General features: G+C 53.6%; 14 protein-coding genes and 1 pseudogene. 10 read left to right on the top strand and 5 right to left on the bottom strand.

The features are described from left to right. Positions 1-49 precede the first annotated feature (49 nt). Entirely contained in the window at positions 50-1,768 is a 1,719-nt protein-coding gene (locus tag OGX92_RS08220; RefSeq protein WP_286586429.1) for a DUF4153 domain-containing protein, read from the bottom strand. Positions 1,769-2,146: 378 nt separating this feature from the next. Between OGX92_RS08220 and pckA the strand changes: the two genes are divergently transcribed. Then, positions 2,147-3,769: a phosphoenolpyruvate carboxykinase (ATP) gene (gene pckA / locus OGX92_RS08215; RefSeq protein ID WP_003023529.1), complete on the top strand. Its 1,623-nt coding sequence runs from the start codon at positions 2,147-2,149 to the stop codon at positions 3,767-3,769. 74 nt (positions 3,770-3,843) lie between these two features. On the opposite strand, the gene envZ is transcribed toward pckA, so the two are convergent. Together envZ and ompR are read right to left on the bottom strand one after the other, a co-directional pair. After that, a complete protein-coding gene (envZ, locus tag OGX92_RS08210) occupies positions 3,844-5,196 on the bottom strand; it encodes a two-component system sensor histidine kinase EnvZ (protein ID WP_003827658.1) in 1,353 nt (450 codons plus the stop codon). Beyond that, positions 5,193-5,912 (bottom strand): osmolarity response regulator transcription factor OmpR, encoded by a 720-nt coding sequence (ompR, locus tag OGX92_RS08205; RefSeq protein ID WP_001157751.1) that lies wholly within the window; start codon positions 5,910-5,912, stop codon positions 5,193-5,195. Before ompR ends, envZ begins: the two co-directional genes overlap by 4 nt. A gap of 225 nt (positions 5,913-6,137) precedes the next feature. Between ompR and greB the strand changes: the two genes are divergently transcribed. The 6 genes and pseudogenes from greB to OGX92_RS08175 all read left to right on the top strand — a co-directional run bounded on the left by greB (position 6,138) and on the right by OGX92_RS08175 (position 13,365). Beyond that, positions 6,138-6,611 (top strand): transcription elongation factor GreB, encoded by a 474-nt coding sequence (greB, locus tag OGX92_RS08200; protein ID WP_003023524.1) that lies wholly within the window; start codon positions 6,138-6,140, stop codon positions 6,609-6,611. A 98-nt stretch (positions 6,612-6,709) separates the two neighbouring features. Beyond that, complete coding sequence (locus tag OGX92_RS08195; protein ID WP_148361389.1) at positions 6,710-9,043, top strand: Tex family protein; 2,334 nt, start codon at positions 6,710-6,712, stop codon at positions 9,041-9,043. Between the two features lie 432 nt (positions 9,044-9,475). After that, positions 9,476-9,703 (top strand): ferrous iron transporter A, encoded by a 228-nt coding sequence (gene feoA / locus OGX92_RS08190; protein WP_003023519.1) that lies wholly within the window; start codon positions 9,476-9,478, stop codon positions 9,701-9,703. Positions 9,704-9,721: 18 nt separating this feature from the next. Further along, positions 9,722-12,040, top strand: a complete 2,319-nt coding sequence (feoB, locus tag OGX92_RS08185; protein WP_003827652.1) for a Fe(2+) transporter permease subunit FeoB — start codon at positions 9,722-9,724, stop codon at positions 12,038-12,040. A gap of 11 nt (positions 12,041-12,051) precedes the next feature. Continuing rightward, complete coding sequence (gene feoC / locus OGX92_RS08180; protein WP_003023516.1) at positions 12,052-12,288, top strand: [Fe-S]-dependent transcriptional repressor FeoC; 237 nt, start codon at positions 12,052-12,054, stop codon at positions 12,286-12,288. Positions 12,289-12,533: 245 nt separating this feature from the next. Further along, positions 12,534-13,365 (top strand): annotated as a pseudogene (locus tag OGX92_RS08175) (Rpn family recombination-promoting nuclease/putative transposase). A 44-nt stretch (positions 13,366-13,409) separates the two neighbouring features. Here OGX92_RS08175 and bioH read toward each other — a convergent pair. Further along, positions 13,410-14,180 carry a pimeloyl-ACP methyl ester esterase BioH gene (gene bioH / locus OGX92_RS08170; RefSeq protein WP_126956377.1) on the bottom strand — a complete coding sequence of 257 codons (771 nt, stop codon included), beginning with the start codon at positions 14,178-14,180 and terminating at the stop codon, positions 13,410-13,412. Positions 14,181-14,217: 37 nt separating this feature from the next. Here bioH and gntX point away from each other — a divergent pair, with 37 nt between their 5' ends. The 3 genes from gntX (at position 14,218) to gntT (ending at position 17,231) form a co-directional block, all read left to right on the top strand. Further along, entirely contained in the window at positions 14,218-14,901 is a 684-nt protein-coding gene (gene gntX / locus OGX92_RS08165; RefSeq protein WP_126317290.1) for a DNA utilization protein GntX, read from the top strand. A 58-nt stretch (positions 14,902-14,959) separates the two neighbouring features. Next, complete coding sequence (gene nfuA, locus OGX92_RS08160; protein ID WP_286586428.1) at positions 14,960-15,535, top strand: Fe-S biogenesis protein NfuA; 576 nt, start codon at positions 14,960-14,962, stop codon at positions 15,533-15,535. 379 nt (positions 15,536-15,914) lie between these two features. Next, positions 15,915-17,231, top strand: a complete 1,317-nt coding sequence (gene gntT, locus OGX92_RS08155) for a gluconate transporter (protein WP_003023507.1) — start codon at positions 15,915-15,917, stop codon at positions 17,229-17,231. 87 nt (positions 17,232-17,318) lie between these two features. On the opposite strand, the gene malQ is transcribed toward gntT, so the two are convergent. Next, positions 17,319-19,406, bottom strand: coding sequence for a 4-alpha-glucanotransferase (gene malQ / locus OGX92_RS08150; RefSeq protein ID WP_286586427.1), 2,088 nt, complete (start codon positions 19,404-19,406; stop codon positions 17,319-17,321). Between the last annotated feature and the right edge of the window lie 6 nt (positions 19,407-19,412).

Raw genomic sequence — 19,412 nt, 5'->3', positions numbered from 1 at the left:
GATAAGACGTTCACGCTGCCATCCGGCAAAAACGATGTCGGCAACACACTCACTCGGTGTAATAAGTCATCGGCAGTCTTTTGCCATCAATAGTGATATCCCGCCAGATTCTAGGGGTTGAGCCCAGTTGCTGATTCGCTACCGCCTGCAGCAATTTATCCTTAGTGAATCCTTCAGGTAGCGTGGCGACCGCTAACAAATCCCATTTGTTTTTCTGCATGCCGAAGACCAGACTCTCCCCATCGCCAAAGGCATATAACACCTGCTCAGGATGACCATCCGCATTGAGGTCCTGACTCACCAGTACGCACGCATTCTGCTCAGCACAAGAGGTGATGCGATACCCCTGTGTTTTGACAAACGCCCAGAACGCATCGTCTGGCTTCTGGCTCCCCGGAACCATCACAACCTTCGATACTAACTGTGTTGCGGTTAGCTCTTTAACCGGATCCCGGCGCCCTTGCAGCAGAGAATTCAAGTCGCGTCTGCGTTTACTGTCTTGATTAAACGCCACATCTTTTTGTAATGCTTCCAACGCTGCGCGCCCCGGTTTTCCGCTGTGATCCAACATATACAGGCTGACTTGATCCGGTTTAATTTTCCCGCTGTGATACAACCCCATATGGCTGTTAACGCTGATGCGCCAGGCATCAATAACCGGCGATGACAGCAGAACCAACAGCCCCAACGCCAGCAACGAAACACCAAGAATGACCGGCCCCTGAAGCTCAAGCGGATTGCGCCCGCGGCGCAAAATGCTGGCCAGATAGCCAAACGACCATACCAGCAGCACCACGACCACCAGCACGCCATAAACGCGCTCAGGCGTCCAACCGTACTGCTGTATTCGCACCCACAGTGACCAACCGGCAATCAGCATATAGATGGGCGCGACAATCAGAGAGCATTTGATCAGGTAGCGTAACGCGCCAGGATACGGTAACGCCTCTTTTTGCGGTTCACGCACGATAGCTATCAACAGCAACAGGAGCAGCGTCAGCGTTGACATCAACCCAGCCGCAGACACGCGTTGCGAAATAGCCTCCAGCCCGGTGAAGGGTAAGGTCAGTATGAACATCAGCGCCAACAGCGCGACCAGAGGTAACAGACCGGTGGCGATAAACGTCAGTAATTTTTGTACCGCCGTGACCAGACGCGACTGTGTACGGGCCAGTACCACTGCCAGTGCGGTAATCAGACCAAAGGCCACATAGCCAAACCAGTCGGTATCAAAGAAGAGCGTGCTGAAGAAGGGAATACCGACCAGCTTAAACATCTCGCTCCATAGCAGGAGCACCAGCCAGAACAAACCGTTGGCGACAAAGACAATCAGCAACGTCAACGCATTAAGCCACAATTGCCGATAAAAATGCGGGTAACGCGCCTGCTCACGAGAGACATGAAGCGAGTACTGAATCCAGGGCAAAGCCAGCATCGCCATCAGCAGTAGGCGCCAACCGTAGAACATAAAAACTTCATGTTGCCGCCACTTATCACTGTCCTCGACTTGCCACTTTAGCCAGACACTCATCGCCAGCACGACAACAAAGATCAGCGCCATCCAGTACCACAGCGCGCGTTGTTTGAAAGAAACAACAGTAAGCAAAAGGGCCGAGGTGATCGCAATCGTCGCAGGCATGCCATAGAACAGCCAGCCGTCATTATGGGGCGCCAGATATGTCATCAGCAGATAGCATAATGTCCCCTGCAACAGGCCGATGAATATCATGCCCCAACGCGTCGTACGTGAAATTTCAGCACTATCCATGTCAGTATCCAGAATGAAGGGAAAAGCTAATTATCGCATCAACTTCACAATTTTGAGCATTGATAGAGCGATTTCAGACCACGACGACGGGAAGTGAATCGATATTGTTTATGTATAACCCACATTCATTTCTTACGTGAATGCGATTACACTCACAAGATTCCCGCCAAAAACACTCTCCATTAACGTTTTAAGAACATTTTCCACAACAAAAAAGGGTTTCCTGCCATAATATCTGCCTCTTTGTGACAGGAGTCGCAGCGCATTCGGTCGCCCGTGATTTTCCCGGATGCGTAAATCTATGAGCCTTGTCGCGGTTAACAATCCCTAAAAAACCTTACTATTCCAGGTAATACATATTGGCTAAGGAGCAGTGAAATGCGTGTGAACAACAGTTTAACCCCGCAAGATCTCAAGGCTTATGGTATCAATGACGTTCAGGATATCGTTTACAATCCAGACTACGACACGCTTTTCCAGGAAGAACTTGATCCAAACCTGGAAGGTTATGAACGTGGCGTGTTAACGAATCTGGGCGCCGTTGCCGTTGATACCGGTATCTTTACCGGACGTTCGCCAAAGGATAAGTACATTGTCCGTGACGACACCACGCGCGACACGCTGTGGTGGTCCGACAAAGGTAAAGGTAAGAACGACAACAAACCGCTTTCCCCGGAAACCTGGCAGCATCTGAAAGGATTAGTCACCCAGCAACTTTCCGGCAAGCGCCTGTTTATCATTGATGCTTTCTGCGGCGCTAACGCCGATACCCGTCTTTCCGTGCGCTTCATTACCGAAGTTGCCTGGCAGGCGCATTTTGTCAAAAACATGTTCATCCGCCCAAGCGACGAAGAGCTGGTTGATTTCAAACCTGATTTCATCGTGATGAACGGCGCTAAATGCACCAACCCGCAGTGGAAAGAGCAGGGTCTGAACTCCGAAAACTTCGTGGCTTTCAACCTGACTGAGCGTATCCAGTTGATTGGTGGCACTTGGTACGGCGGCGAAATGAAGAAAGGTATGTTCTCCGTAATGAACTACCTGCTGCCGCTGAAAGGCATTGCCTCCATGCACTGCTCAGCAAACGTTGGGGAAAAAGGCGATGTGGCAGTCTTCTTTGGCCTGTCCGGCACCGGTAAAACCACGCTGTCCACCGACCCGAAACGTCGCCTGATTGGCGATGACGAACACGGCTGGGATGACGACGGCGTGTTTAACTTCGAAGGCGGTTGCTACGCGAAGACCATCAAACTGTCTAAAGATGCCGAGCCGGAAATCTACAACGCGATCCGTCGTGACGCGCTGCTGGAAAACGTCACCGTGCGCGAAGATGGTTCCATCGATTTCGATGATGGTTCAAAAACTGAGAACACCCGCGTTTCCTACCCAATTTATCACATCGATAATATCGTTAAGCCGGTGTCAAAAGCGGGCCATGCTACCAAAGTGATCTTCCTGACCGCCGACGCATTTGGCGTGCTGCCGCCGGTTTCTCGCCTGACGGCAGACCAAACGCAGTACCACTTCCTGTCTGGCTTCACCGCCAAACTGGCCGGTACCGAACGCGGCGTCACCGAACCGACCCCGACCTTCTCTGCCTGTTTCGGCGCAGCATTCCTGTCTCTGCACCCAACGCAGTACGCAGAAGTACTGGTGAAACGTATGCAGGCGGCAGGTGCGCAGGCGTATCTGGTTAACACCGGCTGGAACGGTACCGGCAAGCGTATCTCTATCAAAGATACCCGTGCGATTATCGACGCCATCCTGAACGGTTCGCTGGATGACGCGGAAACGTTCCGTCTGCCGATGTTTGACCTGGCTATCCCGACCGAGCTGCCGGGTGTGGACACTCGCATTCTCGATCCGCGTAATACCTACGCATCTCCGGAGCAGTGGCAGGAAAAAGCCAACGCACTGGCGAAACTGTTTATCGAGAACTTCGAGAAATATACCGACACCCCTGCAGGTGAAGCGCTGGTTAGCGCCGGACCGAAGCTGTAACGAAAAGTGCCGGATGGCGGTTTCGCCTTATCCGGCCTACAGCAACAAAAAGGGAGGCATTTTGCCTCCCTTTGTTATGCGTCTTTCGTGTTGCCCGGCGCGCGAGTGAAGGGAACCGGAAGCCATGCACGAATCGACAACCCACCGCGTTCACTGGTACCAATCTCCAGCATACCGTTATGGTTATCAATAATACGCTGCACAATCGCCAGCCCCAGGCCCGTACCGCTGGTACTGCGCGCGCTGTCTCCGCGGACAAACGGCTGGAACAGGTGTTTACGCTGCTCCGGCTTGATGCCCGGACCATCATCTTCTACCTGGAACCAGGCGCGATGCTGCTCCATTCCGCTACTGACCTTAATCCAGCCGTTGCCGTAGCGGGCGGCGTTAACCACCATATTGGCAACCGCACGCTTGATCGACAGCGGGTGCATCTTCACCTGAATGCTGCCCGGCAGCAGTGCAGTTTCGATTTCACGTTCGTAGCCGCTTTCTGCCGCAACCACTTCACCCAACACCGAGTTCAGATCTGCCATCTCCATTGGCATCTCCTGACCGGTACGCAGGTAATCGATGAACTGCTCGATGATGGCGTTACACTCTTCGATGTCCTTATTGATGGACTCCGCAAGATAACCGTCCTCTTCGCCCATCATTTCCGTCGCCAGACGAATACGCGTCAGCGGGGTACGTAAATCGTGGCTCACGCCCGCCATTAACAGCGTACGGTCATCGGCCAGCTGCTTCACGCCCGCAGCCATATGGTTAAAGGCTCGGGTTACGGAGCGCACCTCTGAAGCGCCATACTCACGCAACGGCGGCGGAATGATACCTTTCCCCACCTGCAGCGCCGCATGTTCAAGATCCACCAATGGCCGGTTCTGGATACGGATAAACAACCACGCCCCACCGATAGCCAACAGCATAATCGCCAGCGTATAGCGGAACAGCGGTGAGAAGTCGCCCTGATGAATTTCCGTAAGCGGCACGCGTACCCAGATATTGGGCGACAGCCAGGTTTTCAACCACACGACCGGCGAGCTTTTGTTTACCTCAACGCGGACTTCCGTTGGGCCACCCAGTTGCTGCGCCATCTGATGGCTTAAGAATTCATAGTGTTGCGCCCAACGCAGTCCGGCTTCTTCAGCGGCCTCGTTGGAATAGAGGGAAATACCCAGCTCACGATAAATTTCCCGGCGGAATGCGGGCGGCACCACCAGTTGCGTACCGTCCTCCAGCTGCAGTTTATCGGTCATCAGCATACGAACTTCGTACGCCAGGACCTTATTAAACTGCTGGAGGCTCGGCAGAATCGCGAAGTTCAGCACTACCAGGTATGTCGTCACCAGGCTGGCAAACAGCAAGGTGACGATGAGCAATAACGTGCGGGCAAACGAACTTCGTGGCGAGAAGCGCATTCGCCTCATGCTTTAGAACCGTCCGGAACAAAGACGTAGCCCAGACCCCATACGGTCTGAATGTAGCGTGGATGAGCCGGATCTTCTTCCACCATGCGGCGCAGACGGGAGATCTGGACGTCGATAGAACGTTCCATCGCAGAATATTCACGACCACGGGCGAGGTTCATCAGCTTGTCTCGCGACAGCGGCTCGCGCGGGTGGCTTACCAGCGCTTTCAGTACTGCAAATTCCCCGCTAGTGAGCGGCATCGGCTCATCTTCGCGGAACATTTCACGCGTACCGAGGTTCAGCTTGAACTTACCAAAAGCGATAACCGCTTCTTCCTGAGAAGGTGCGCCCGGCAGTTCATTCGCCTGACGACGCAGGACTGCGCGAATACGAGCCAGCAGCTCACGCGGGTTAAACGGTTTCGGGATGTAATCGTCGGCACCGATTTCCAGCCCTACGATACGGTCAACTTCTTCACCCTTCGCTGTGACCATAATGATCGGCATCGGGTTGCTCTGGCTGCGCAGGCGACGGCAAATAGACAGGCCATCTTCTCCAGGCAGCATTAAATCCAGCACCATCAGGTGAAAGGACTCACGGGTCAGCAGACGATCCATCTGCTCAGCGTTTGCGACGCTTCGAACCTGGAAGCCCTGCTCGGTCAGATAACGCTCCAGAAGCGCACGCAAGCGCATGTCGTCATCGACCACCAGAATCTTATAGTTCTCTTGCATTGTTATTACTCCCAAAGGTTCGCAACAATTAAGTGTATATTCTTAAGAAAGCTAACGTGAGTCACCAGCGAATTCTGGTATGAATTCCAGGCTAAATTGTTACAAAGCATATTAAACAGCAGCTTAAGTATACAATGTTTCTCGCAATACATTATTTATTCTGTTGATATGCTCACGTAATACTAATTGTGCGCATCATCACAGAGTCGAAGGTAAAACAATAAGATGAAAACGCCCCTGATAACCCGTGAAGGGTATGAAAAACTTAAACAAGAGCTGAATTATCTCTGGCGTGAAGAGCGCCCGGAAGTCACCAAAAAAGTTACCTGGGCCGCAAGTCTGGGTGACCGCAGCGAAAATGCCGACTACCAGTATAATAAAAAGCGCCTGCGTGAGATCGACCGCCGCGTCCGTTATTTGACCAAGTGCATGGAGAATCTAAAAATCGTCGATTACTCCCCGCAGCAGGAAGGCAAAGTCTTCTTTGGCGCATGGGTTGAGATTGAAAATGACGATGGCGACATCCGCAAATTCCGTATTGTTGGCTACGATGAGATCTTCGGTCGTAAGGATTACATCTCAATCGACTCACCAATGGCGCGGGCGCTATTGAAAAAAGAGGTCGGCGATCTCGCAGTAGTAAACACCCCAGGTGGCGAAGCCAGCTGGTACGTGAATGAGATTGAATACGTGAAGTGAGACCGGAACAATCCGAAGCCCCGGCAGATGGCTGGCATTTTTGCCAGTCAATCCGTATAACTATCCCCTGATTTTTTATCCTATAGACGAAGCTATCCATGATGAATGATTCTTTCTGCCGCATTATCGCAGGTGAAATTCAGGCTCGTGCTGAACAGGTAGAAGCTGCCGTTCGCCTGCTTGACGAAGGGAACACCGTGCCGTTTATCGCACGATATCGTAAGGAAATCACCGGCGGTCTGGACGATACGCAACTGCGTAATCTGGAAACCCGTCTGGGATATCTGCGTGAACTGGAAGACCGCCGTCAGGCAATCCTGAAATCTATCGGCGAGCAAGGCAAACTGACTGACGATCTGGCGAAAGCGATCAACGGCACGTTAAGTAAGACCGAACTCGAAGATCTCTATCTGCCGTATAAACCAAAGCGCCGCACCCGTGGGCAGATCGCCATTGAGGCTGGACTGGAGCCGCTGGCAGACCTGCTGTGGAACGAACCGTCTCACGACCCGGAAACGGAAGCCGCAAAATATCTCAACGCCGAAAACGGCGTGGCGGATACCAAAGCCGCCCTCGACGGCGCGCGCTACATTCTAATGGAGCGCTTCGCTGAAGATGCTGCTCTGCTGGCAAAAGTACGTGATTATCTGTGGAAAAACGCCCACCTGGTCGCCACCGTGGTAAGCGGTAAAGAAGAGGAAGGCGCTAAGTTCCGCGACTACTTCGATCACCACGAACCGATTTCTACCGTACCATCCCACCGTGCGCTGGCCATGTTCCGTGGTCGTAACGAAGGCGTGTTACAGCTTTCACTGAATGCCGATCCGCAATTCGATGAGCCACCAAAAGAGAGCCACGGCGAGCAGATTATCCGCGATCATCTGGGGCTGCGCCTGAACAACGCCCCAGCAGACAGCTGGCGTAAAGGCGTGGTTAGCTGGACCTGGCGCATCAAAGTGCTGATGCACCTTGAAACGGAGCTGATGGGTACCGTGCGCGAACGTGCGGAAGATGAAGCTATCAACGTCTTTGCCCGTAACCTGCATGACCTGCTGATGGCCGCTCCGGCCGGGCTGCGCGCCACCATGGGCCTCGATCCAGGTCTGCGTACCGGTGTAAAAGTGGCAGTGGTTGACGGTACCGGCAAGCTGGTCGCGACCGACACTATTTATCCGCATACCGGTCAGGCCGCCAAAGCCGCCGTTGCCGTTGCAACGCTATGTGAAAAACACAACGTTGAACTGGTGGCGATTGGTAACGGTACGGCGTCGCGCGAAACCGAGCGTTTCTTCCTCGACGTGCAAAAGCAGTTCCCGCAAGTGACCGCGCAGAAAGTGATCGTCAGTGAAGCCGGAGCGTCAGTTTACTCCGCATCCGAACTGGCGGCGCTGGAGTTCCCGGACCTCGACGTATCTCTGCGTGGCGCGGTGTCTATCGCCCGTCGTCTGCAGGATCCGCTGGCTGAGCTGGTGAAAATCGATCCGAAATCTATCGGCGTGGGCCAGTATCAGCACGACGTAAGCCAGACTCAGTTGGCGCGTAAGCTGGATGCGGTGGTGGAAGACTGCGTGAACGCCGTCGGCGTCGATCTGAATACCGCCTCCGTACCGCTGCTGACCCGTGTTGCTGGTCTGACGCGCATGATGGCGCAGAATATCGTTGCCTGGCGTGATGAGAACGGTCAATTCCAGAACCGTCAGCAACTGTTAAAAGTCAGCCGTCTTGGACCTAAAGCCTTTGAACAGTGCGCGGGCTTCCTGCGTATCAACCACGGCGATAACCCGCTGGATGCCTCTACCGTCCACCCGGAAGCTTATCCGGTTGTGGAACGCATTCTGGCCGCCACCGAGCAATCGTTGCGTGATCTGATGGGTAACAGCAGCGAATTGCGCAATCTGAAACCCGCTGATTTTACCGACGAACGCTTCGGGGTGCCGACCGTCACCGACATCATCAAAGAGCTGGAAAAGCCGGGCCGCGATCCGCGTCCTGAATTTAAAACCGCACAGTTTGCTGATGGCGTCGAAACCATGAACGACCTGCTGCCGGGAATGATTCTGGAAGGTGCTGTCACCAACGTTACCAACTTCGGCGCGTTTGTTGATATCGGCGTTCATCAGGATGGTCTGGTGCATATCTCTTCGCTGTCGAATAAGTTCGTCGAAGATCCACACACCGTGGTGAAAGCGGGCGACATTGTGAAGGTGAAAGTGCTGGAAGTGGACCTGCAACGTAAGCGTATCGCGCTGACCATGCGTCTGGACGAGCAGCCGGGTGAAACCAATGCGCGTCGCGGCGGCGGGAATAACGATCGCGCTCAGGGCAATCGCCCGGCACCAAAAGCGGCGAAACCGCGTGGCCGTGACGCACAGCCTACAGGCAACAGTGCGATGATGGATGCGTTGGCGGCGGCGATGGGTAAAAAACGCTAAGTTTAAACCCTGTGCCGGATGGTGGTGTAAACGCCCTGTCCGGCCAGGTTATCGCAATTAATTTGCAGGCCGGATAAGACGCATGAGCGTCGCCATCCGGCATATTTAATCTATGCCCCGCTTTGCACCACAATATATTTATCACTTCATTAACAGATGAAACCTTAATTAAACATTAAGATCCCCAATAATTACTTCCGCGAATCACTCGTTTCCAATCAGAATAAATATTGAGGAATATCAAAATTGGCTCAAATTATTATCCAATTGTACATTCCGTCACATTTATTCTATTGATGATAGAAACCATTCTCATTATCATTGATTTGTTGATTATTTACTCTTCCCTTACGTTAGCTAATCATCTGGTCTCATGCCGCCCTGTCGCCCCATGAGGTAATCATCCAGTTAGCGAGATATAAGTAGGTCCCTATGCAATTCACTCCTGACAGTGCGTGGAAAATTACCGGTTTTGCCCGTGAAATCAGCCCGGCTTATCGTCAGAAACTGTTGTCACTTGGCATGCTACCCGGCTCATCCTTCAACGTGGTACGCGTCGCCCCGCTCGGCGATCCTATCCATATCGAAACGCGTCGCGTAAGTCTGGTATTGCGTAAGAAGGATTTGGCGTTATTAGAAGTGGAAGCGGTTTCCTGTTAATACAGTGAGTCTATAAAAATGAAAAAACTAACCATTGGTTTAATTGGTAATCCTAATTCCGGCAAGACAACTTTATTCAACCAGCTCACCGGCGCGCGCCAGCGTGTAGGCAACTGGGCTGGCGTTACCGTTGAGCGTAAAGAAGGCCATTTCGCCACGACGGACCACCAGGTCACGCTGGTCGATTTACCCGGCACTTATTCTCTGACGACAATCTCATCCCAAACCTCTCTCGATGAGCAGATTGCCTGCCACTATATTTTAAGCGGCGACGCGGATCTGTTGATCAACGTGGTCGATGCTTCAAACCTTGAACGCAACCTCTACCTGACGTTGCAACTGCTTGAGCTGGGTATTCCCTGTATCGTTGCACTGAACATGCTGGATATTGCTGAGAAACAGCAAATCCGTATCGATATCGACGCCCTCTCCGCTCGTCTTGGCTGTCCGGTGGTTCCACTGGTTTCCACTCGTGCGCGCGGCATTGAAGCACTGAAGCTGGCGATCGATCGCTACAAAGAAAACGACACCGTTGAGCTGGTCCATTATGCCCAGCCGCTGCTGCAAGAAGCTGATTCCCTCGCCGACGCAATGGCCAAAGATATGCCGCTCAAACAGCGCCGCTGGCTAGGCCTGCAGATGCTCGAAGGCGATATCTACAGCCGTGCTTACGCCGGTGATGCAGCACAAAACCTTGATGCCGCTGTTGCTCGCCTGAGTGAGACAATGGACGACCCGGCGCTACATATTGCCGATGCACGTTACCAGTGCATTGCCGCTATCTGCGATACCGTCAGTAATACCCTGACGGCAGAGCCGAGCCGTTTCACCACAGCGGTAGATAAAATTATCCTCAACCGCTTCCTCGGTCTGCCGATTTTCCTGTTCGTGATGTACCTGATGTTCCTGCTTGCCATCAACATTGGCGGCGCGCTGCAGCCGTTGTTTGATGTTGGCTCCGTGGCGCTCTTTATCCATGGTATTCAGTGGATTGGCTATACGCTGCATTTCCCGGACTGGCTGACTATCTTCCTGGCCCAGGGCCTTGGCGGCGGGATTAACACCGTGCTGCCGCTGGTACCGCAAATCGGCATGATGTATCTGTTCCTCTCTTTCCTTGAAGACTCCGGCTACATGGCGCGCGCCGCATTTGTGATGGACCGTCTAATGCAGGCGCTGGGACTGCCGGGCAAATCATTTGTCCCGCTGATCGTCGGCTTTGGTTGTAACGTACCGTCAGTGATGGGCGCGCGTACGCTGGACGCCCCGCGTGAGCGTCTGATGACCATCATGATGGCGCCGTTTATGTCCTGTGGCGCACGTCTGGCGATTTTCGCCGTCTTTGCCGCCGCGTTCTTTGGTCAGAACGGCGCGCTGGCGGTCTTCTCGCTGTACGTGCTGGGTATCGTTATGGCGGTGTTGACCGGCCTGATGCTCAAACACACCATCATGCGTGGCGAAGCAACGCCGTTCGTGATGGAGCTGCCGGTATATCACGTACCGCACATTAAGAGTCTGATCATTCAAACCTGGCAACGTCTGAAAGGCTTCGTTCTGCGTGCAGGTAAAGTCATCATCATCGTCAGCATTTTCCTCAGCGCATTTAACAGCTTCTCACTGAGCGGGAAAATCGTCGACAACATCAACGACTCTGCTCTGGCTTCCGTTAGCCGCGTCATTACCCCTGTCTTCAAACCGATTGGTGTTCACGAAGATAACTGGCAGGCAACCGTAGGTCTGTTCACCGGCGCGATGGCGAAAGAAGTGGTTGTCGGTACGCTGAACACGCTCTATACCGCAGAAAACATTCAGGAAGAAGAGTTCAACCCGGCAGATTTCCACCTCGGTGACGAGCTGCTCGGCGCGGTAGATGAAACCTGGCAAAGCCTGAAAGACACTTTCAGCCTGAGCGTGCTGGCTAACCCTATCGAAGCCAGCAAGGGCGACGGTGAAATGGCTACCGGGGCAATGGGCGTGATGGGCGAGAAATTTGGCAGCGCCGCCGCCGCGTACAGCTATCTGATCTTTGTTCTGCTATATGTACCGTGCATTTCAGTGATGGGCGCTATCGCACGTGAATCCAGCCGTGGCTGGATGAGCTTCTCGATTCTGTGGGGCCTGAATATCGCCTACTCTCTGTCGACGCTGTTTTATCAGACGGTCAGCTACAAAGAGCACCCGACCTACAGCCTGGTGTGCATTTTAGCGGTCATCCTGTTTAACATCGTGTTGCTGGGCCTGCTGCGCCGAGCTCGCAGCCGCGTGGACCTCGCACTGCTGGCAACCAACAGGACGGCGAGTTCCTGCTGTTCCAGCACGACTGGCGATTGCCACTAAGGTTATCGACAATGGCATCGCTTATTCAGGTTCGTGATTTACTGGCTTTGCGGGGGCGCATGGAGGCGACACAAATTAGCCACACGCTGCATACCCCGCAGCCCATGATTGACGCCATGCTGAATCAGTTAGAAAAGATGGGCAAAGCGGTGCGGATTCAGGAAGATGCCGACGGGTGTCTTTCCGGAAGCTGCAAAAGTTGCCCAGAAGGTAAAGCCTGCCTGCGCGAGTGGTGGGCTTTACGCTAATCAGATGCTCTTTGCCGGATGGCGCTACGCTTATCCGGCCTACAAATGATGCAAACGTCCAGGCCGGATAACGCGTTTACGCTGATATCCGGCTTTTTTGCGTAATGGATTCCACACAGATTTCATTATTTCAGCAAAAAAGATCTATCCTCCAGCCAGCCACGCATCGTTATTAATTCGTGGATGATTACTGGTAACCTGGGAAGTAGAGTCTCGTCATCTTTTTTCTCAGGTGACGGATCGCCATGAATACTGACACGACTGCTACGCCGCATGACGCGATTTTCAAAACGTTCTTAAACCACCCGGCGACCGCACGCGACTTTCTTCAGCTTCATCTTCCAGCCTCTTTGCAAAAACTTTGCGATCTTAAAACACTGCAACTGGAATCGGGCAGCTTTATTGAGGACGATTTGCGCGCGTACTACTCTGATGTGCTGTGGTCGTTAAAAACTCCCGCTGGTGATACCCATGCTTTTTTATCATGGCTCAGCAAGCCCATACCCCTATTCACTTTGTTGGCTGGACGAGTTTGATGACCCGGAGTCCGCCAGACAACTTTATAGCACCGCGTTTCCACTGATCGATATCACTGTTGTGCCCGATGACGAGATTATGCAGCATCGCCGGATGGCGCTGTTGGAGCTCATCCAAAAGCATATTCGTAAACGCGATTTGATGGGGCTGGTAGAAAAAATGGCCATCCTGCTTGTTAAAGGACACGCTAATGACAACCAGTTGAAAGCCTTGTTTAATTATTTAATGCAGGCCGGTAACACCACACATTTTGGCGAGTTTCTTCATGAAGTCGCCGAACGTTTACCCCAACATAAGGACAAGTTGATGACTATCGCCGAAAGATTACGACAGGAAGGGCACCTTAATGGTCTTCAGGAAGGCCATAGGAAAGGGTTGCAAGAAGGGCTACAGGAGGGGTTACAAACGGGTCTGCAACAAGGCAAACGAGAGGAAGCATTACGTATTGCATCAACTATGCAGGCTGATGGTATAGACCCACTAACCATCTTCAGAATTACTGGCCTCACCGCTGAGGATCTGGCTACGCGCAGCCATTAATCTCAGGCCCGGCGAGCATGGCACCACCGGGCAACACATCAAATTTATAGTTTCTGTTTTAACGCCACAAGCGCTGCACAGAATTCGGCGGGATGCGAGATAAACGGCGCATGCGCCGCTTTGGCAAACACCAAAGACTCGCTCTGCGGCCACAGTGCATCCAGCATCGGGACGACTTTGCGCGGCACCAGCCCGTCAAGATAGCCATACAACCGCAGGAAAGGCATTGCCACCGCGCACAGCGGTTCTCGCAGATCGACCGTTTTCAGGATCTCAAGTCCACCATTGAGCACCTCGACGTCCGGCATGGGTAAAGCCAGTACCGTTTTCTTCAGCGCTCGCGCATCCTGACGCGCAGTTTCTGTGCCCATCGTTTGCAATGCTAGAAAACGCTCCACCGTACGCTGGAAATCTTCGCTCAGCTGCTGCTGGAAACCTGCCAGCACCTCTGGCTTGATTCCCGGCCACTCATCCCGCGCGCTAAAGCAAGGGGAAGACGCGACGGTCACCAGCGCCTGAACACGCTCAGGATGCGTTAACGCTACCTGACTCGCGACCAGCCCACCCAGACTCCAGCCGAGCCAAATAGCTTTCTCCGGTGCCTGTTTCAATACCCGCTCAGCCATCTCTTCCAGCGACATTGCACCGAAACCCTGGCTACGACCAAATCCCGGTAAGTCGACAAGATGCAGCGTAAAATGCGAGCTCAGTTCCTCGCTTATGCAATGCCACACTTGCGCATTCAGTCCCCATCCGTGCAGCAGCACAAGATGGCAATTTCCCGAACCCTGGGTCTGCCACCAGATGTCATTCATCAGTTATTGTTCTCTTTTAGCCTGAAAGGATGCATCTATGCTAACAGTACCGGGATTGTGCTGGCTATGCCGAATGCCCCTGACGTTAGGACATTGGGGGATCTGCTCAGTCTGTACGCGGGCAACGCGTCAACACGCCAGCCTGTGCCCTCAATGTGGACTCCCTGCCGCTCATACCGTCATTCCCTGTGGGCGCTGCCTGCAAAAACCGCCGCCGTGGCAGAGACTGGTTACCGTCAGCGACTATGTTCCGCCGTTGAGCGGGCTTATCCACCAGCTCAAGTTTTCACGACGCAGCGAAACAGCCTCAGCTCTTTCACGTTTGCTATTGCTGGAGGTACTACAGGCCCGGCGCGCCAGCGGCCTTCTTCTACCGGACAGGCTGGTCAGCGTCCCGCTCTGGCAACGCCGACACTGGCGCAGAGGGTTTAATCAGAGCGATTTACTGTGCCGTCCGCTGGCACGCTGGCTGGGTTGCGACTGGGACAGCCGGACCATCTCGCGGGTTCGGGCAACCGCCACACAGCACCATCTCAGCGCCCGATTACGTAAACAAAACCTGAAAAATGCCTTTCGCCTTGAATTGCCGGTGCAGGGACTCCATATGGTTATTGTGGATGATGTCGTCACTACCGGAAGTACCGTCGCGGAAATCGCGCAGCTGCTTTTACGCAACGGCGCGGCGACTGTCCAGGTATGGTGCCTGTGTCGAACCTTGTAGAGCCTCGATGATGGGCGTATTATAACCAAGTAAAATAGTCAACTATTAGGCCATTACTATGATCCATATTTCCGATGCTGCACAAGCGCACTTTGCCAAACTGCTGGCAAATCAGGAAGAAGGGACACAAATCCGCGTATTTGTGATTAATCCCGGTACGCCTAACGCTGAATGCGGCGTTTCTTATTGTCCGCCGGACGCCGTGGAAGCAACCGACGCCGCCATTAAATTTGACCTGCTGACCGCATATGTTGATGAACTGAGCGCACCGTATCTGGAAGATGCAGAAATCGATTTCGTTACCGACCAGTTAGGCTCCCAACTGACCCTGAAAGCACCAAACGCCAAAATGCGTAAAGTTGCCGATGATGCGCCGCTGATGGAACGCGTGGAGTACATGCTGCAATCGCAGATCAACCCACAGCTGGCTGGCCACGGTGGTCGTGTCTCTCTGATGGAAATCACCGATGAAGGCTACGCCATTCTGCAGTTTGGCGGCGGCTGTAACGGCTGTTCAATGGTAGATGTAACGCTGAAAGAAGGTATCGAGAAGCAGCTGCTGGCTGAATTCCCTGAACTGAAAGGCGTTCGCGATTTAACCGAACACCAGCGCGGCGAGCACTCTTACTACTAACGCCTGAACCTGTAGAGTATCCGTAGGCCCGATAAGACGCCCCCGCGTCGCTATCGGGCATTAATGCCGGGTGGTAGCGTAATCGCTGACTCCGGCTTACGTCCCAACATTTTTTCGCATTTATCCTGCAACAATCCCCCGCATAATTTGACCAGCCTCTCATATTTTAAATTTTGCCTGTCCAGGTGATTTTCAAGCGCAGCATGTTACCCGTATCATTCGTATCAGCACCTAACACACACATAATAGCCAGTTAAACTGATTAGTTTTGAAGGCAACCAGCATTGGTGCTGAGAATACTCTGTTCCCGGTCGGGACAATCGGAATTTGTCATCTAAACACTGACGTTACCCATAACAAAGTAAAGGCCAGGTAAATCATGCCATTAGTCATCGTTGCTATCGGTGTAATCTTGTTACTCCTCCTGATGATCCGTTTCAAAATGAACGGCTTCATCGCTCTCGTCCTGGTGGCGCTTGCTGTCGGATTGATGCAAGGGATGCCACTGGATAAAGTCATCGGTTCGATTAAAGCCGGCGTCGGCGGAACCCTTGGCAGCCTCGCCCTGATTATGGGTTTTGGCGCCATGCTGGGCAAAATGCTGGCGGACTGCGGCGGCGCACAGCGCATCGCAACCACGCTGATTGCTAAATTCGGCAAAAAACACATTCAGTGGGCGGTGGTATTAACCGGCTTCACCGTCGGTTTTGCCCTGTTCTACGAAGTTGGCTTCGTGCTGATGCTGCCGCTGGTATTCACCATTGCTGCCGCTGCTAACATCCCGCTGCTGTACGTTGGTGTGCCGATGGCGGCTGCGCTGTCCGTTACTCACGGCTTCCTGCCACCGCACCCGGGTCCAACCGCTATTGCCACCATTTTCCACGCAGATATGGGTAAAACTCTGCTGTTTGGTACGATTCTGGCAATCCCGACCGTTATTCTCGCCGGTCCGGTATACGCGCGTTTCCTGAAAGGCATCGATAAGCCAATCCCGGAAGGTCTGTACAGCGCAAAAACCTTCACTGAAGAAGAGATGCCAGGCTTTGGCGTCAGCGTCTGGACCTCTCTGGTCCCGGTTATCCTGATGGCAATGCGCGCCGTGGCGGAGATGATTCTGCCGAAAGGCCATGCTTTCCTGACGGTTGCAGAATTCCTCGGTGACCCGGTCATGGCAACGTTGATTGCGGTGCTGATTGCGATGTTCACTTTTGGTCTGAACCGCGGACGTTCGATGGATCAGATTAACGACACGCTGGTGTCCTCAATCAAAATCATCGCGATGATGCTGTTGATCATCGGTGGTGGCGGTGCCTTTAAACAGGTCCTGGTTGATAGCGGCGTGGACAAATACATCGCCTCCATGATGCACGGCTCTAACGTTTCTCCGCTGCTGATGGCATGGTCTATCGCTGCAGTACTGCGTATCGCACTGGGTTCCGCAACCGTTGCAGCGATTACTGCAGGTGGGATTGTGGCACCGCTGATTGCAACGACCGGCGTAAGCCCTGAGCTGATGGTTATTGCGGTTGGTTCTGGTTCCGTCATCTTCTCCCACGTGAACGATCCTGGGTTCTGGCTGTTCAAGGAGTATTTCAACCTGACCATCGGTGAAACCATCAAGTCATGGTCAATGCTGGAAACCATTATCTCCGTCTGCGGTCTGGTAGGGTGTCTGCTGCTGGGTATGGTGGTCTGATAAAACTGTGCCTGATGGCGCTACGCTTATCAGGCCTACGTGCTACGAGCCATCACCATAAGAAAGCCGGGGAAATCCCCGGCTTTCTTACTTCTTCTTCGCGGCCGCTTTTCGCCGCTTATCCAAATCCTTAATCAGCTTATTCACGCCCTCATCGGCAAACATCTGCTCCAGCGTGGCGGTGAGTTTTCGCCGCCAGTTTTTGTACTGGTCGCTGGTCCCCGGAATGTTGACCGGCTCAGCCATATCCAGCCAGTCTTCCGGTTGCAGGCCCAGCAACGCACTGTTGCTGTCAGCGATATAGCGTTGCATGCCGCGATTCAGAATCGGCGTCATCGACATCAGGGAAGCCTTGTGACCGGCACGTTTTGGCAGGCAGCCGTATTTGTGCAGCGCGTCCAGCAGCCCCTGTTTCGCCAGTTCCCGGTCCTGATACAACCCGCGCAGCACGACTTCATCCGGATACAGGCCCAGTACTTTACCCAGCGTCAGATCGCCGCTATCCCAATAACCTTTAAGCGTAGGAAGGTCATGCGTCGCCGCGACTGCCATTGATTGTTCCGGGTACGCTTTCGGCGCACGGAAGTTTTTCTCATGGTCATTCTCAAAATAAAGCACTTTGTAGGAGTAGACGCCGCTATCACGCAGCTTGCTGACGATCTCCACCGGCACGGTACCCAGATCTTCACCAATCACCATGCAGTGGTGACGTTTACTTTCCAGCGCCAAAATTGACAGCAGATCGTCGACCGGATAATGCACGTAGGCACCGTGATCGGCAGTTTCACCGTAAGGGATCCACCACAGACGCAGCATCGACATGACATGGTCGATACGCAACGCGCCGCAGTTCTGCATATTGGCGCGCAGCAGTTCGATAAACGGTTCGTAAGCACGTGCCGCGATGATGTGCGGATCCATCGGCGGCAGTCCCCAGTTTTGCCCAAGCGGACCGAGAATATCCGGCGGTGCGCCAACTGAAGCTTTCAGGCAATACAACTCGCGGTCACACCAGGTTTCCGCCCCGCCTTCGGCCACGCCAACGGCCAGGTCGCGATACAGCCCTATCGGCATTGCAAAGCCCTGGCTGGTTTTCCAGCAGTCAGCAAACTGGGTATACGCCAGCCACTGTAACCACAGGTAGAAATCTACGTCATCACGATGTTCTTCGCAGAAGCGTTTTACCTCTGGCGAGTCCACTGACTGGAAAGCTTCTGGCCACACCGGCCAGCCCCAGCGCAATGCGTCCTCTTTCACCTGATGCGCATGCAGCGCATCAAAGGCCGCCTGCCAGTAGAGGCTATCCCCTTCCTGAGCCACAAACTGGCGAAATGCCGCCATCTGCTCATCATCACGCGCAGAGAAGCTTTTCCACGCCATACGTAGCGCCGTCATCTTCAGTGCGGTAACAGCAGAATAATCAACCCACTTGGCATCGCGGGCGCGTTGCAGAGCTTGCTGAGTCGCGGGTTTCTGCCACCACGCCTGCGCCTCTTTACTCAGACGGAAATCATCTACGGCGTTTACATCAATATAAATAACGTTCAACCAGCGACGTGACGACGGGCTGTACGGGCTGGCGCTCTCCGGATTCGCCGGATACAGCGCGTGAATCGGATTAAGCCCGATAAACGCGCCGCCGCGTTGCGCCACATCCACCAGCATGGTGCGGAGATCGCCGAAGTCGCCAATCCCCCAGTTCTTTTCCGATCGCAAGGTGTAGAGCTGAACACATGCACCCCATAGCTTCTGCCCGGCTAACAACGTCTGCGGTTCATAGCAGCGCTTTGGTGCCACGATGATACGACAATGGGAACGCAGCTCGCCCTGGGTCAGGGTCAACGTGTGATACCCCTCCGGCAGCTTCGCCGGAAGGTTAAAAGATTTACCGCCGACGGCATGCCCTTTGTGCTGCACGCCCTCTTCGGTGGTCAGCAGCCAGTTAAACTCTCCGCTTCCCTCAACCGCCAGCGGCATTTTCTTGCCAGCGGTATAGACCATGACATTCGGCACCGGGGTTACCGCCACCTGAGTGGCAGCGGTGGTGCGATGCATGGCGTCAAGCAAACGCCGTTTGGTTTCGGCGCCAATAGACTGCGGTTTACCGTGGGCATTAATGTAATTGGGGCTGATCCCCGCCGCCAGCGCGGCATTATCCAGACGTTTGCTTTCCATCGCGAT

The sequence above is a fragment of the Citrobacter sp. Cpo089 genome, from assembly GCF_030332695.1.
GTDB lineage: Bacteria > Pseudomonadota > Gammaproteobacteria > Enterobacterales > Enterobacteriaceae > Citrobacter > Citrobacter portucalensis.
The sequence above is the reverse complement of the archived record's forward strand: the minus strand, read 5'-3'. Positions and strand labels throughout refer to the sequence as shown.

Bases quoted from the DNA above. Each gene is read 5' to 3' on its own strand.
- malQ (WP_286586427.1), bottom strand. From the start codon at position 19,406: ATGGAAAGCAAACGTCTGGATAATGCCGCGCTGGCGGCGGGGATCAGC.
- feoB (WP_003827652.1), top strand. From the start codon at position 9,722: ATGAAAAAACTAACCATTGGTTTAATTGGTAATCCTAATTCCGGCAAG.
- OGX92_RS08195 (WP_148361389.1), top strand. From the start codon at position 6,710: ATGATGAATGATTCTTTCTGCCGCATTATCGCAGGTGAAATTCAGGCT.
- feoC (WP_003023516.1), top strand. From the start codon at position 12,052: ATGGCATCGCTTATTCAGGTTCGTGATTTACTGGCTTTGCGGGGGCGC.
- pckA (WP_003023529.1), top strand. From the start codon at position 2,147: ATGCGTGTGAACAACAGTTTAACCCCGCAAGATCTCAAGGCTTATGGT.
- ompR (WP_001157751.1), bottom strand. From the start codon at position 5,912: ATGCAAGAGAACTATAAGATTCTGGTGGTCGATGACGACATGCGCTTG.
- nfuA (WP_286586428.1), top strand. From the start codon at position 14,960: ATGATCCATATTTCCGATGCTGCACAAGCGCACTTTGCCAAACTGCTG.
- envZ (WP_003827658.1), bottom strand. From the start codon at position 5,196: ATGAGGCGAATGCGCTTCTCGCCACGAAGTTCGTTTGCCCGCACGTTA.
- gntT (WP_003023507.1), top strand. From the start codon at position 15,915: ATGCCATTAGTCATCGTTGCTATCGGTGTAATCTTGTTACTCCTCCTG.
- greB (WP_003023524.1), top strand. From the start codon at position 6,138: ATGAAAACGCCCCTGATAACCCGTGAAGGGTATGAAAAACTTAAACAA.
- OGX92_RS08220 (WP_286586429.1), bottom strand. From the start codon at position 1,768: ATGGATAGTGCTGAAATTTCACGTACGACGCGTTGGGGCATGATATTC.
- feoA (WP_003023519.1), top strand. From the start codon at position 9,476: ATGCAATTCACTCCTGACAGTGCGTGGAAAATTACCGGTTTTGCCCGT.
- bioH (WP_126956377.1), bottom strand. From the start codon at position 14,180: ATGAATGACATCTGGTGGCAGACCCAGGGTTCGGGAAATTGCCATCTT.
- gntX (WP_126317290.1), top strand. From the start codon at position 14,218: ATGCTAACAGTACCGGGATTGTGCTGGCTATGCCGAATGCCCCTGACG.